At 67.5% G+C, this 13646-nt stretch carries 11 protein-coding genes; 5 read left to right on the top strand and 6 right to left on the bottom strand.

Annotated features, from left to right (window positions below; translation table 11 throughout):
• Position 1: 1 nt before the first annotated feature.
• Positions 2-1759, top strand: a complete 1758-nt coding sequence (locus tag DEJ19_RS20245; protein WP_111231977.1) for a hypothetical protein — start codon at positions 2-4, stop codon at positions 1757-1759.
• A gap of 3 nt (positions 1760-1762) precedes the next feature.
• Here the strand turns inward: DEJ19_RS20245 and DEJ19_RS20240 are convergent, their stop codons facing one another.
• The 5 genes from DEJ19_RS20240 to DEJ19_RS20220 all read right to left on the bottom strand — a co-directional run bounded on the left by DEJ19_RS20240 (position 1763) and on the right by DEJ19_RS20220 (position 6550).
• Entirely contained in the window at positions 1763-2890 is a 1128-nt protein-coding gene (locus tag DEJ19_RS20240; protein WP_284176606.1) for a type IV pilus twitching motility protein PilT, read from the bottom strand.
• A 76-nt stretch (positions 2891-2966) separates the two neighbouring features.
• Complete coding sequence (locus DEJ19_RS20235; protein ID WP_111231979.1) at positions 2967-4118, bottom strand: GspE/PulE family protein; 1152 nt, start codon at positions 4116-4118, stop codon at positions 2967-2969.
• Between the two features lie 152 nt (positions 4119-4270).
• On the bottom strand, positions 4271-5209 hold the full coding sequence (locus DEJ19_RS20230) for a hypothetical protein (protein WP_111231980.1): 939 nt from the start codon (positions 5207-5209) through the stop codon (positions 4271-4273).
• Positions 5210-5286: 77 nt separating this feature from the next.
• Positions 5287-6207, bottom strand: a complete 921-nt coding sequence (locus DEJ19_RS20225) for a hypothetical protein (protein ID WP_111231981.1) — start codon at positions 6205-6207, stop codon at positions 5287-5289.
• 37 nt (positions 6208-6244) lie between these two features.
• Positions 6245-6550 (bottom strand): hypothetical protein, encoded by a 306-nt coding sequence (locus DEJ19_RS20220; RefSeq protein ID WP_146250470.1) that lies wholly within the window; start codon positions 6548-6550, stop codon positions 6245-6247.
• 416 nt (positions 6551-6966) lie between these two features.
• Between DEJ19_RS20220 and DEJ19_RS20215 the strand changes: the two genes are divergently transcribed.
• From DEJ19_RS20215 to DEJ19_RS20205, 3 genes are all read left to right on the top strand, one after another.
• Positions 6967-7734, top strand: coding sequence for a hypothetical protein (locus DEJ19_RS20215; RefSeq protein WP_111231983.1), 768 nt, complete (start codon positions 6967-6969; stop codon positions 7732-7734).
• Between the two features lie 70 nt (positions 7735-7804).
• A complete protein-coding gene (locus DEJ19_RS20210; RefSeq protein ID WP_111231984.1) occupies positions 7805-9598 on the top strand; it encodes a RecB family exonuclease in 1794 nt (597 codons plus the stop codon).
• Positions 9599-9700: 102 nt separating this feature from the next.
• Positions 9701-10300, top strand: a complete 600-nt coding sequence (locus DEJ19_RS20205) for a hypothetical protein (RefSeq protein WP_111231985.1) — start codon at positions 9701-9703, stop codon at positions 10298-10300.
• A gap of 63 nt (positions 10301-10363) precedes the next feature.
• Here the strand turns inward: DEJ19_RS20205 and DEJ19_RS20200 are convergent, their stop codons facing one another.
• Positions 10364-10840: a hypothetical protein gene (locus DEJ19_RS20200; protein ID WP_146250472.1), complete on the bottom strand. Its 477-nt coding sequence runs from the start codon at positions 10838-10840 to the stop codon at positions 10364-10366.
• Between the two features lie 111 nt (positions 10841-10951).
• On the opposite strand from DEJ19_RS20200, the gene DEJ19_RS20195 reads away from it, so the two are divergent.
• Entirely contained in the window at positions 10952-13603 is a 2652-nt protein-coding gene (locus DEJ19_RS20195) for an ATPase, T2SS/T4P/T4SS family (protein ID WP_181441424.1), read from the top strand.
• The last annotated feature ends 43 nt before the right edge of the window (positions 13604-13646 follow it).

The following is a 13646-nucleotide window of genomic DNA, read 5'->3' as shown; positions in this document are numbered from 1 at the left end:
AATGAACCGCGTCCTCCGCTGGGCTTCCAGCGACCGAGGCGACGCGGACCCGCTGATGACCGTCATCTCCATCGGCATCTCCACGATCCTCACCACCGCCGTCGCTGGTGCGTTGTCCGTCATCGTCCTCGTCGGCAGCGGTTTCGTCGGAACCTCCGCGCTCCGCGGGGACGTCGATGAAGCGCAGCAGCTGTGGTCCACCACGATGCAGAACGCGTCGTCGGTGTCGGTCTACGGAACGACGAAGGTCGTCGCGTACGCCTACCCCGACAGCCGGCCAGGGCTGTACCAGGCCACCGCTCAGGACCAGACCTGTGCGAAGACCACCTGGCAGTTCACCGGCGGCCGGATCACCGCGACCGTGGACCGGTGGAGCAACGACGACTGCGACCGCACGATCACGGCCGCAGCGCCGACCAGCAGCGTCACCGCTGTCGACCTTGGAGGAGCAACCGCGGCCATCAGTGTCGAGAACGGAGGTCTGCGCGACCTTCACTTCGACTCTGCTGGCACGGAAGTCGGCCTCATCACGACTGACACCGCTCTCAAGTCGACGAACCCGAAGACGACGAACCCGGTCAACGGGAAGGTGGTCGTCTCCGCCGCGGAGTGGTCATCGACGGTACCGAAGTCGGTGAACGTCACCGGGAAGGTGACGGCACTCGGCGGTGACGTCAAACTGAACTGGCTGGGCACGACGATGCTGCGTCCGAGCATCAGCACCACAAGCGTTGACGAGGGTCTTCGGTTCACCCCGTTGGCACCCATGCAGCGTTTCACTGTCGGCTCCGTCAGCAGCACCCCGCTCGTCGTCACGGTCGCGGGCGTTGGCAGCATCCCTGCCGATGCAGCGGCGGTCACTTTCAGCTTGCAGGTGACACCATCGGCAGCCGGGTCGGTACGCGTCACCCCTGCCGGGTCGGATGCGTCGATCGCCACCGCGGTGATGCAGAAGGACGTCCCCGTGAGCGCCACCTCCACTGTGGCGCTGACAGGTGGGAAGCTGCAGGTGACGGCATCCGCGGGAAGCTCACCGGCGTTCATCGACGTGTCCGGGTACTACTCCACGAGCTCCTCCGGCTCGACGTACACGCCGTTGGCCGATGCACGGGCATGGTCAGGCACCGTCACAACCACCGACGTGAACGTCACCCTGGCCGGAGTGGGTGGCATCCCGGCTGACGCGACCGCGGTCGCGATGAACGTCTACGTCGGTCTGCCGACAGCGGCCGGCTACGCCCGCATCTCGCCGTACGGCAAGAGCGCGACGACAACGCAGCAGAACTTCCAAGCGAACCTCTCCTCCGCGAACTACATCACCGTTGGGCTCGCGTCGGGGAAGGTGACGGTGAAGCTGTCGGCGGGGAGCGCCACCGTTCATTTCGACGTCTCCGGGTACTACTCGTCTTCCGCATCTGGTGCCACGTTCGTGCCGCTTCCCATCGCGCGGTCCTGGTCCGGCACACTCACGAATGCGGACACGAAGATCGCGGTAGCCAACACCTCCGGGATCCCCGGCAACGCTGTGGCTGTCGCGAGCAACCTGCAGGTGTCGAGCACGTCCGCGAAGAGTTACTACAAGGTGGTCTCGAAGGACACGTCCGTGGACGTGATGGGGCAGCTGTTCGCCGTGTCGTCGTCAGCGTCCGGCTACCAGCAGACGATGCTCGCTCCGGATGGCTCCGTGGTGGCGAAACTCAACGCGGGGACCGCGACCGCGTACTACGACGTGTTCGGCTACTTCCAGCCGGCTAAGTGACTCTCAGCCGGCTGGGGTGGCCTTCCGACGGTTGCTGAGGTTAGCGACCTCGTCACGGTTCCGTCGGGCGTACTCGAGCTTCTGGTCGAGGGATTCCCGGTCGTTGCAGAACCGCCGGGCGGTCCCCTCGTCGATGCGGCCCTGAGCCCACAGCGCGGCGAGGTCGTCCTCGAACGTCCACATGCCGTCGGTGAGCTTCAGCATCTGGGACAGTGACGAGTAGTTCGCGTCTCGGATCTTCGCAGCGATGGCGACCGTGTTGAGCAGCATCTCCCGAGCCGGCACGACCCGCTTGTCGACTGTGGGGACGAGGCGCTGCACGACGACGGCGCGGAGTGCTTGCGACAGAGCGGTTGCGACCTGGTTCTGTTCCCCGCCGGGGAACTGGGACACCAGCGACGACACCGCTTCGGACGCCGACGATGCGTGGCTGGTGGCGAACACCAGGTGACCCTTGTTCGCCGCTTCGATGGCGACCCGGACCGTCTCGAGGTCGAGGAGCTCCCCGACGAGGATGATGTTCGGCCGGGAGCGCAGGGACGTCTTCAGCGCATGCGGGAACGTGTCCGCGTGCTGTCCGATCTCGCGTTGGGAGACGACGGACTTGTTCGAGGTGTGCACGAACTCGATGGGGTCTTCCACCGTGTAGATGTGCTTCTGCTGGGTCGCGTTCACCTCGGCGAGCAGGGCGGCGTTCATCGTCGTCTTCCCCGACCCCGTCGGACCGCAGAACAGGATGAGCCCCGCTGGTGCGTTCAACGTGATGCCGATCAGGGCGTCCGGGATCGGGTTGTCGCGGAACACCGGGTCGGTGAGACGCGGTGGGTGTTCGGGGACGATACGGACGCTGAGACCGAGTCCCTGCTGCTGGCGGCGGAACGTCATCCGGAGGCGGATGGTCTGCCCGGCCACGCTCACGACCCCCATGCATTCGACGGTGCCGGCCACACCCTGCAAGAGGGCGAGGCCGCCGCCGCGGCTCTGCCCGAACGCCTCAGCCCAGCTGTAGATGTCGCCGTCGGAGATGGCGATGGCTGACTGAGTCGGGACGCCGAACAGAACGGGCCATGCGACGCGTGAACCTTCGAAGTGGATGTCGGAGACGCCTGGCCGCAGGAGCTGCGAGAGCACGTGAGTGAACCGACGCTTCGCCTGTTCGCGGTCCACTTCTGGTGGTCCCTGTCGTGGCGCGGTTGTTGCCGTGGTGTTACTCAATGCCCAGTGCCTCCGTCACATACCTGGGGGTGGTTTCACCCGACTGAAGCCGACGTTCGGCGTCCTGCCGGAGGGTCTGCATGCCCTGCTGGCGGGCGAGTGTCTGCAGCTGGTACCGGGTAGCGCCCTGGGTGAGGGCTTGGCTGAACTCCGGGGTGATGGTGAGAACTTCGTGGATGGGGACACGTCCGTCGATGCCGGTGCCGCGGCACTGCTCACAACCGCGGCCGGCGCAGGCACGGTGGACCCGCTTCACGAGCCGCTGCGAGACGACACCGCGGAGCGACTGCATCACCTGCTGCGGCTTGGCGCCCGACAGGGTGATGAGCGCCTCGACGGCGGCGACGGAGTCGTTGGCGTGAAGGGACGAGATGACGCGGGCGCCGGCGATGCTGATCTCGACGGCAGACTGCGCGGTCTCCTCGTCGCGGATCTCACCGATCATCAGCACCTGCAGGTCGGACCGGCGGAGGCTGCGGAGGATGGATGGGAACGTGTTCCCGGCGCCCTCTTTCACTTCGATCTGGTCGACGTCGGCGAGGGCCCGTTCCACCGGATCTTCGACCGAGTAGACGGCTTTCTGCTTGCCGCCGAGGTAGTCCAGTGCGGAGTACATGCTGGTCGTCTTGCCGGCGCCGACGGGGCCGGCGAAGAGGACGAGCCCGTTGGCGTAGCCGAACAGGCGGCGCAGGCTCTGCAGGTTCTGTTCGGAGAAGCCGATCTCGTTGAGACGTGGCGTGCGGGAGATGGACGGGAGGCGGAGGACGTACTTCTCTCCGCGGATGGTCGGCAGGACCACCAGTCGAAGGTCGAAGCGGGGCAGTCGCGCCGCCGCCTGGTCGTACTGCGTCGGGGTGAGGTTGACGTCGATGCCGCCGGCACCGGCGCGGTGAACGTACCGGCCTTCCTCGGACTTGTTGACGTTGCCGGAGCCGACATCCGCGAGGCTCTTGATGCGGGACACGGCCGCGCGAGCGTGCGGGCCTTGGATGCCCTGCCATTCGATGAGGTCGCCGGCTCGTCGGACGCGGATGAGCAGCCGGAACGGGTCGTCCTCGACGAACTCGAGGTGGATGTCGCTGACCTTCTCCTGGAACGCCTTGTCGATGACGCGGTCCAGCCAGGTGATTGCCGGTTCCGTCACCGGTCACCTGCTGTCGTGGAGGTGCGGGCCGCTGTCGGGTGCGGGTGCCGGGGTGAAGCGGTGTCGTGCATGATGCGCCACCTTCTGAGTTGATGCGTCGGGACGGGCCCGTAGGCCCGCCCCGGTACATGCGGCAGAAAGTGGTGCTGTGGTTAGCCGGCTGGCTTGGGTGCGGGGAGCTGGCCGCGGTCCGGCATCTGGTCCTCCTGCGCGAGAGTCGTCATCAGCTGCTGGTACTCGGGGTAGAAGACTCGGGCGAGGCTGGTCAGGCTTTGCTGGAGGTACTGGGCTCGGGCTTGGATGGTCTGGATGGCGGTGTCGGGGTTGTCCGCTTCCTCGGTGATGGTCGCCCACGCTTCAGCGAACGGCTGCCCGCCGTCGTTCAGCGGGGGAGTGTCGCCGAGGGCGAGGGTGGCGACGTACGAGATCTGGCCGACGGCCCACCGGTAGTCCTCTTCGGTCCTCGCGTCGCGGAGGAGGTGGCCGAGGCCGGTGACGAGCTCGTCGGCGTGGACGCCCCACGACGCGGTGCGGAACGGCTCCGCCTGGTCTACGACGAGGAGGACGGTGGAGTCCTGGTTTTCGCTGATGTACTCGGTGAGGTTGATGGTGTCGAGGACGGGGTCCGCTGCGCCGCTGAGCCATGCGGTGATGCGGGCCTGCACGTCGGGGGCATCAACGTCGAGGCCGTAGAGGCTGAGGATGTCGGCCCAGGTGCCGTCTTCAGCGTCGTACATGCCGGACCAGATGACTTCCCACGCGACGCGCAGGGCCCACAGTGTCAGCGGTTCCTCCTGCTCATCACCGTTCTCGTCGTGGTAGTCGAGGGGAACGGCGATGGCGTCCGGCAGCCAGAACAGGGGATGCCAGAACATCGCCGGGTTGAGGGCGGGGTCCCAGCCCTGCGGGCCGCGGCCGTAGTCACGCATCGGCAGCGGCGACCCGACGACCGGGTCGTAGACGAGACGGTCCGGGTCGATGCCGGTGTCGGTGACGAACGTCTCGTACATCGTGTTCAGGGCGAACGATGACGGCGGCAGGATGAGGGAGTCACCCGGGCCAGTCATGTACGGGCGGCGGCGGTTGGTCACGATGCGGGTCCTCCCAGTCGGGCAGCGCGGGGAACGCCGCGCGGCCGGGGAGATGCGGCGAACCCGCTCGAGCTCGTTCAGTCTTCCGCCATCCAACCCCAGGACCCTTCCGCGACGTGGGACTCCCACGCGGCGCGGGAGAGCGTCGGCTCAGCCCCCGCCTGACGGAGCGCACCGTCGAGGGAGTGCCGGTTCACGCCGTAGTGGACGCGCTTGCCGGCGGCGAGGGCCGCGAGCCGGTCCCGCTGGTCCTCTGCGTACTTCCGGCGGGACTTCGGGAACGACTTCATCGCGAGGTGCTCGTCGATGAGGAGCGCTTCGATGGCGAACCAGCCGCGCAGCGAGTACAGCTCGGTGATCGCCTCCGAGTAGGCGCGGGACGGCTTCGACTCGGGCAGCGCAACGATGCGCTCCGCCGCGGTGCGGGCGTCCTCGGCGGAGAGGCCTTCTTCCACAAGCGCTTCTGCGATGCGGTTCGCGCGGACGTCGTTGCTCTCGACCAGCAGCGGGCGCTCCTGCTCGTACGCGTAGTTCGTCAGGGTCTCGTCGAGCCCCAACGCGAGATAGGACTGCTTCATCCGGTTCAGCTTGAACCAACCGTCGGAGGAGGGCACCGTGCCGATGTTGTCCTGTTCGTCGTGGTACCCGCCGCGGGCGAGGTTCCGGAGCCGGGCGACGGACTCCTCGGCGATGCGGAGCCGGGTCTTCGGGAACGACTTCATCCCCTCGTAGTGGGCTTCGAGCACCCGAGCTTCGTACGCGGCGGCGCGGCGAAGGTCGAAGATGTCGTCGAGAGCACGGGCGTAGTTCGGGTTCGCACCCGTTGCGGGGAAGGTGTCGGTTGCGATGACAGCGATGACCGCCCCGTGCTGCACGGCGTTGTCCGCGCCGATGATGTCGGCGACGACCTGACGAACGGCGTCGGAGTGCGCGGTCGTGTCCTCGGTGCCGCGGTCGTACGTGACGTAGTAACGCTCGGCGGTGGTGGTCGCGGTCATCGTGTTCCCTTTCGAGGAGGCGGTGCTGTCAGAAAGGCTATGCGCGGATGGCGCGCGAGGCGGTGTGCGCCTCAGCTTCGGTGGTCGGGACGTACAGGTCGCGGGCACTGGACCGGAGGTGGCGGCTGTCCCAGCGGCCGGCGCCGGAGTACCCGACTGGCCGACGCACTGCGTTGGGCAGCATGTCGAGGATGCATCCGACGCAGAGCATGCCGGAGATGGAACGCGGCGCGGACCGATAGTTGCCGCCGCCGAGTTTGGACACGGACAGGCGCAGTCGTCCGCGCCGCATGCACTCTCGGCACTGGCCTTCGTAGGGGCGGTTGTAGCGCTGCTGCGGCATGCGGGGGCTATGCGCAGAGGCCAACGTCGGGCGTGTGTCTTCCGAGTTCTGCTTGTACCGCTCTACGGTCGGAAGTCACCTGATTTGCCGCGTGACCTGGTCTTTTCCGCAGCGAGCACCCTCCGTCACGTGACTCCGGAACGGAGGGGGGAGATATAGAGAGGGAGGGATGTAGTTCTGGGTGGAGAAACATCCCCTCTTCTTCTTCTCTATCTATCTCCAGAAAAAGACATCAAGACAAACAAGGGCCTTGCCCCCTCAAGGCCCTTGTTTCCGGGCTTCTCGACGACTTGACAGTCACGCCGTTTCGTTGAGCACCGGGAAGCAGAACCGCAAGCCGAAGCGTTCCTGGGATTCCGCCGCATGTGGCTCGTTCGTACCGACGACCACCCGCGACCTCCCGGAGCACCGCCCGCATGGCCAACACCACCCGCATCACCGTCAGCGCCGAAGCGACCGTCGACTGCCCCGCTGAGCGCGCGGTCATCACCTTCCGTCGGCAGAACCTCTACGACAAGCAGCTCGACCGCCCCACCATCACCGGCTCCGAACTCAGCCGCCTCGTCCTCGACGCTGGTGCTGAGGACATCAAGGTCCTCCCCGCCAAGGGGAAGGTGTCCATCACCATCGCCGACCTCACCACCCTCGGTTCCGTTCTCGCCAACCTGCGGAACCTCGGCCCGGTGAAGAAGCCGAACACGTCGTTCGAGGTGTCGGACGAGACTCACGAGCTGCTGGTCGCAGAAGCGGTGGCCTACGCCGTCGAGCAGGCGCGAGCGAGCGTCGAACCTACGAAGCGGATGCTGCACGCCGAGTCCGCCAGCGTCGTCGACGTGAAGGTCCGGAAGACCAAGGCCGTCGCGGGCACCTGGAACCAGCTCTCATCCCGTGCCCTGAACGCCAGCGCGTTCGTGAAGGTCGACGTCACGTTCGACTTCCACGGCACCGGTGCGTACGACATCAGCGACGCGCTCCGCGAGTACTACGACGACCGAGAGCGCCAGGACGACAACCCCGTCACCGACATCGAGGCAGAGCACGACGCGTTCAGCGACGACCTGTTCGCCGGCACCGCTGCAACCGCCCGCGACGAGCTCGCGGACTCCGTCGGCGTGCCGTACAAGCACGCCGAGAACGGGTCGGAGCGGGGCGTCTCCCTCGACGCTGACAACGCCCACGCCTGAGCGGACCATCCGCGCATAGGGGGAGGGTGAGCAACCCTTCCCCCTGCAACCCGTCGTCCGGCGCTGCCCAGTGAGCCCCGCAACCGGCCACGCGGCAGCGACCGCGCACGTCGATGAGACCGAGCACCCGCTCGCTGGCCTGGCCTGGCTGTCGGACCAGAAGACGCTCACCATCACCGACGTCACGAAGCTGAAGCGCCTCCGGCGGAAGCAGCTGTCCGCGTCCACGTCCCACGCCCTGTACCCGGACAAGTGCTCCGTCTCCATGGTCATCGACCGGTTGATGCCCCGCGAGGACGGGGTCTTCGAGGCGAACCAGCTCGGCACTGCCGCGCACGCCGTCCTCGAGCAGCTGTTCTCCCTCCCCGGCCCGGAACGCACGAAGGCCCGAGCGTCCGCCATCGCCCGGGAGTACCGGGAGAACTTCGAGTTCGCGAACGAGATGCTGGGCCACGGCCTCGCGCCGCTGGTGCACGCCCTGAACGAAGCGGACACCGAGAAGTGGTTCCGCGAAGTGGACGTTCGCACCCACGGGCTCTGGGAAATCGAAGACCCAACCCAGGTCACCGTCTTCCGCAACGAGATGGGGTTCGGCGCCGACAACGAGTTCAACGTGAACATCGGCCGGGTCCCGTTCGTCGGCTACATCGACCGTGTGGACAAGATCCTCGACCCGGTGTCCGGTGAGATCGTCGGCTACAAGGTCATCGACTACAAGATGGGCAAGTACAAGGAGCCCGACCCGAAGTTCCCGAACAACCCCGACGAGTACGGCGACCAGATCAAGGTCTACGTCGCAGCCATGTTCGGTGTCACCGGCTTCTGGCCGGAGTCCGGCTCTCTTGTCTTCGCCAAGCACCACCGCGAGCGTGTCATCGAGACGACCCGTGAGGCCGTCGCCGGTGCGGTGGAACGCTTCGAAGCCGCCTTCGACCGCATGAACGACATGGCGGACAAGAACGAGTACCCGACGAAGCCAGGCCCGCTCTGCTCGTGGTGCGTCCTCGTCAACAACTGCCCCGCCGCCGTGAACCCCCGCAACGGCGCCCCGTACGAGGACCTGTCGAACACGGTGAAGATCCCGTTCGATGAGCTCCCTGCCGAGGAGCAGGCCGCCGGGAAGAACTGGCCGGCGTGGAAGAAGGCGAAGGGCGTTCGGAAGCCCGGACTCGACGACGAAGGCAACCCGCTGCCGCTGAAGGCGATACCGCGCGGCGACGTCACCATCCCGACCGTGCAGTTCCCCGCCCCATCCGACAGCCCCGAAGCGAACGCCCGCCGCATGCCCGCAGGCATCACCAACGGAGCCGCACAGCAGACCGACACGTCCGCGCATAGGGCACCTGCACCATCCACGAACACCACCGAAGGGAACACCCCCATGACCATCACCGCTGCCGCTCCGGCGCAGAAGAAGCTCATCGAGGGCGTCAGCGTCACCGACGCCGACGTCGAGGGCATCCTCAACGCCCGGTCGAACTCCGCACTCGCCGTCACCGACCTCTCCGCGTTCACCATCGCCAAGCTCGCGGAAGCCGGCATGCCCATCACCGGCGGTTCCGTCAACGCGCTGCTCGACACGTTCGCGACCATCGTGCAGAACGTCGAGTTCGCGCTGACCGGTGCCACGTCGTACCAGTCGGGTGCGAACCGTCTGGCGCGCACCGCGCTGAAGTCCGTGGTCGAGAGCCTGCCGCTGCCGTGGGGTGAGGACTTCGCCGCGTGGGATGCCTGGTTCGAGTCCGCCCGCAAGCGCACCAGCGCCACGCTGAACGCCGCCATCCGCCTCCACTCGCAGGGCGAGCAGCTGCCCGACGCGCCGTACCAGGCGCTCGCCGGCATCCAGAAGCCCTCCGCGGCGTAACCGGAGGCGGATGGCAGAGGAGCACCACAGAACCCGCCGCATCTCCCTGGTGCGGCCCACAGAACACCCTCAACGACAGCACGAACAGAAAGCACAACACACATGAGCAGCACCAACGAGCAGGTCATCCTCGCAGCCATCACCGCCACCGGCGCGAAGCCCGTCTTCCCGGTCCGCGGACGTTCCGAGGACCCGAACGAGCAGCAGCGCCTCAACGAGCAGTACCAGGCAGACGTCGCCGCGTTCGAGCTGGCGAACACCGCCTGGGACCAGGCACTCAAGGGCAACGCCCGCGACATCAAGATCATGCTGACCGACCGGTCCGCGATCTCGAAGCAGCTCACCCAGCTCGACAAGGCCATCGGTGACTCGAATGACGGCAAGGTGTTCGTGGGCACCATCGTCAACGTCACCAAGGAGGCCACGAGCCAGCGCGGCCTGGTCACCCTGCACACCGGGACGGACCGCGAGAGCAAGGGCCTGCCGCTCGGGCAGGAGAACGTGCGCACCGACCGCACCGACAACCCGGACGGCCAGTCCATCGCCCGTCTCGCGACCCGACTCGTCGGCCACCGGGTCACCGTCTACATCGAGCTCGAGCCGATGCGGAACGGCAACCAGAAGGTCCGTGTCCTCCGGCACGTCGAGGACCTCGGTGTCGACCCGGCCTACGACGCCGCGAGCCGCACCGTCCGTTCGTAGCGGTCAGCCCCACCAACGCCCCGACAGGATTTCGGTCCTGTCGGGGCGTTGCTGCTTCCCAGATCACCGCGATGCGCAGGCGCCGCGAGCGGACGGCCCGCTGTGCTTACCATGTGCTGCCAGCAGACCGTTGGCATCGAAGCCGATCCCTGCGGCTTCGGTTTCGTTGCGCCCGCAGCCAACGGGCCTCGCCGCGAAGGACGTCAGCCAGTGCCACTCGAAAAGCAGCCCGTCACCCGCCGTGGTCGGAACACCGGACTCAGTGCAGAGGTCGTCAAACTCCAGCGGGAGAACGCGATCGCCGTCCGCGAGCGAACCCAGTGGCAGCAGCTGCACGCACAGGCCGCGCTCGCGCTCGCGGAGGTCCGCCGACTCGTGGCCGAAACGCCAGCCGAGGAACTGCCGACGCGTCTTCGGGCAGTGCTGAACAGCCCCGCGGCCACCGGTGGTGTGAACGCTCTCCGAAGCGAGGTGATCGATCAGGTTGCTGAGGACTTCGTCAACGCCCGGTCCCTCCCGCTGAACCGCGTAGACCTTCACGCATGGATCCTCTCCCGCAAGTAGCTGGCGCCTTCCACGGGCGTTTTTCGCCGCATGTCCCGAGCCGCAGCACCCCGACCTGCGCACCTCGGTTACGTGACGGAGAACCCCATGTCAGACCTGTCCGGCTTCACCGCCGTCGACCCGACGCCCGGCCCCCGCCGGCAGGGCACAGCCCCCGACGCAGAGCTCGAAGCTCTGCTGTCCGAGTACGCGACGAACCGGCACGTACCCGCACCCGCGGCCGCCCTGAACTCGCAACTCGGAGACGTGTTCCAGGCCCCGCCGGTGCCTGCATCGAACGCCGCGCACCTGGCGGACATCCCGACGGGATTCACCATGCCGGCCGTCGAACAGGTCATCCCCGGCCCGGCACCGAAGACGTTCGACGCACTCGTCACCGCTGAGGACGCCTTCACGGTTCCAGACCTGCCCGAGGGGTTCGTCGTCCCCGACCTCGCTGCCGTCACCGCGGAGGCAGAGCCGTGGCAGTCGGAGGCGGCAGCGACGTCCTGGCCAGCACCGCTGTCGTTCGACGAGCCACAGGCTGAGGCGCCGATTCTCGACGACGAGCGCATCCCCGCGCCGGAGCTGCCGGCGCCGGTGACTGAACTCTTCGAGGTTCCGCTCGCGGCGGTCCCGGCACCCGCGCCGGCGTTCGAAGTTCCCGCGCCGGGCGTCGACGCGGTTCCGTTCGAGATCCCGGAGTGGGCCGGCCCCGCGGAGCTGGCATCACCCGGAGAGACTGTGTTCACCATGCCGGAGGACACGACGCCGTGGCAGGCGTACGAGGAGGTTGAACAGCACTCTCTGGTGCCGACACCAGTGGTCCCTCCGGTTGCCGTGCCGTCTGTGCCGGTCGCCGCGGACTACGCACCGTTCGAGGTCGCCGTCCCTCCCGCGTCCATCACCCCAGCTGCTGAGCCTGCCTTCGCCGAGCCGGCGACGGTTCCGGAGGCGTGGACTCCCGCACCGCAGGGGAGCGCTACTCCCGCGGCACCGCCTGCGGATCTCGCGGCGATGCTCGCAGCAGCGCAGGCAGCCCCTCCCGCGGCGGTTCCCGCTCCGCAGTTTGAGGTGCCGCAGGCGCTCCCGCAGCAGACGCCACCGGCGCCGCAGTTCGAGGTCCCTGCCGCAGTACAGCCGACTGCCGAGCAGCAGCAGCAGCAGCAGCAGCAGCAGGTGCCTGCCGCCCCTGCTCAGCAGTACCAGGTCCCACCAGCGATTCCGCAGCAGATGGCAGCGTTCGAGGTGCCACCGGTAGCGGCGCCGCAGTTCCAGCACCCAGCCCCGGTCCAGGCGGCCCCGGTCCCGCAGTTCGAGGTTCCCGCTCCGGTGCCGCAGCCTGCTGCTGCACAGTTCCAGGCTCCTCCGGCGGCGCCGGCGGTCCCGCTGCCGCCCCCGGTTCCGCAGTTGCAGCCGCAGGCCGAGTCGGCTCTACCGACCGGTTTCTTCGACGACGACTTCGACGGCCCGGTCCCCGCTCCGGTCATCATCCCTGCGGAACCGACCGTCACCGCCGTGCCGGCTGCCGATCCGATGACAGAGCGGCCCACACCTGCCCCTGCAGCTCAGCCGCAGACTGCAACCCCTGCTCCGGAAGTACCGGAGCCGCTGGCTGAGGACGACCCGGCGAACCGTCTGGTCGCCGAAGCCGCCCCGATGGAGGCGCGGATCCCGCTGAGCGCCGTCGGAGCGAACCTGACGGTGAACGAGGACTGGCTGAACCAGGTGCTCCGGCAGCTGGTCGCCCTCGGCATCTCTGACGTGCACCTGTTCATGTCTGGGGCGCGAGGCGAGCTCACCATCGAGGGGCGCCGCGACGGGTTCCTGGAGCGGATCCGTCTCCTCAAGGGCCGCGAGGCGACGATGGTGCTGAACCTGGTGAAGTCCGGGTCCCGTATCCCCACCGGTTCGAACCGTGTCCCCGGTGACGGTCGGTACGAACTCGAGATCGACAACTACCCGTACCAGCTCCGCGCAGTCGTCACACCGCTCTTCGATGGCGGCGAGAAGGTCGTCCTGCGTCTGCCGCAGACAGGTCAGCTCCGGCCGCTGGAGAGCCTCGGCTTCACCGCGCGGAACCTCGAAGCGGTCAACAACCTCCTCGCCGTCCCCGGCGGTATGACCGTCATCGCGGGCCCGATGGGTGAGGGCAAGACGACCACCGCTCATGCCGCGCTCATGCGCATCGGCGGTGCCGGCCGAGCAGTGATGAGCCTCGAGGACCCGGTCGAGCGTGCACTCTGGGATGTCGCCCAGGTGGAGGTCAACGAGGAGATCGGTTCCGGCTTCGCGGCGAACATGAAATACCTCGTCCGTTCCGACTTCGACACCCTGTTCCTCGGCGAGATCCGTGACGAGGCAACTGCGTCGGCCGCGGTGCGTATCGCTACGGCGGGTCGTCGTGTCATCACGACGATCCACGCGACCAACAACGTCACAGCGCTGCGGAAGCTGATCCAGATGTCCGAGGGCAGCGCCCTGGGGGTCCTCGACGCGGTCCGCGGCGTCATCTCGCAGCGACTCGTCCGCCGACTCGGCGACGGCCCGGACGGCTACCTCGGCCGGCACCCCGTGCACGAGGTGTTGACCGTGGACTCGGCGCTCACCGAAGCCATCGTTCGTGATGAGTCGGTCGCGGCCATCGAGAAGTCCGCCGCGGACACTTCAACGACGTTCGCGGAGAACGCCCGTGCGCTCATCGCGGAGGGCATCACCGACGAACGAGAGGTCCGCCGAGTCCTCGGCAACGTCCTCTAGGGCCGTTTCGCCGCATGGGGTCGGGTGTCACCACCTCCCGACC

The organism is Curtobacterium sp. MCSS17_016 (assembly GCF_003234255.2).
Taxonomy (GTDB): domain Bacteria; phylum Actinomycetota; class Actinomycetes; order Actinomycetales; family Microbacteriaceae; genus Curtobacterium; species Curtobacterium flaccumfaciens.
The sequence above is the reverse complement of the archived record's forward strand: the minus strand, read 5'-3'. Positions and strand labels throughout refer to the sequence as shown.

Bases quoted from the DNA above. Each gene is read 5' to 3' on its own strand.
- DEJ19_RS20245 (WP_111231977.1), top strand. From the start codon at position 2: ATGAACCGCGTCCTCCGCTGGGCTTCCAGCGACCGAGGCGACGCGGAC.
- DEJ19_RS20225 (WP_111231981.1), bottom strand. From the start codon at position 6,207: ATGACCGCGACCACCACCGCCGAGCGTTACTACGTCACGTACGACCGC.
- DEJ19_RS20220 (WP_146250470.1), bottom strand. From the start codon at position 6,550: ATGCCGCAGCAGCGCTACAACCGCCCCTACGAAGGCCAGTGCCGAGAG.
- DEJ19_RS20215 (WP_111231983.1), top strand. From the start codon at position 6,967: ATGGCCAACACCACCCGCATCACCGTCAGCGCCGAAGCGACCGTCGAC.
- DEJ19_RS20205 (WP_111231985.1), top strand. From the start codon at position 9,701: ATGAGCAGCACCAACGAGCAGGTCATCCTCGCAGCCATCACCGCCACC.
- DEJ19_RS20195 (WP_181441424.1), top strand. From the start codon at position 10,952: ATGTCAGACCTGTCCGGCTTCACCGCCGTCGACCCGACGCCCGGCCCC.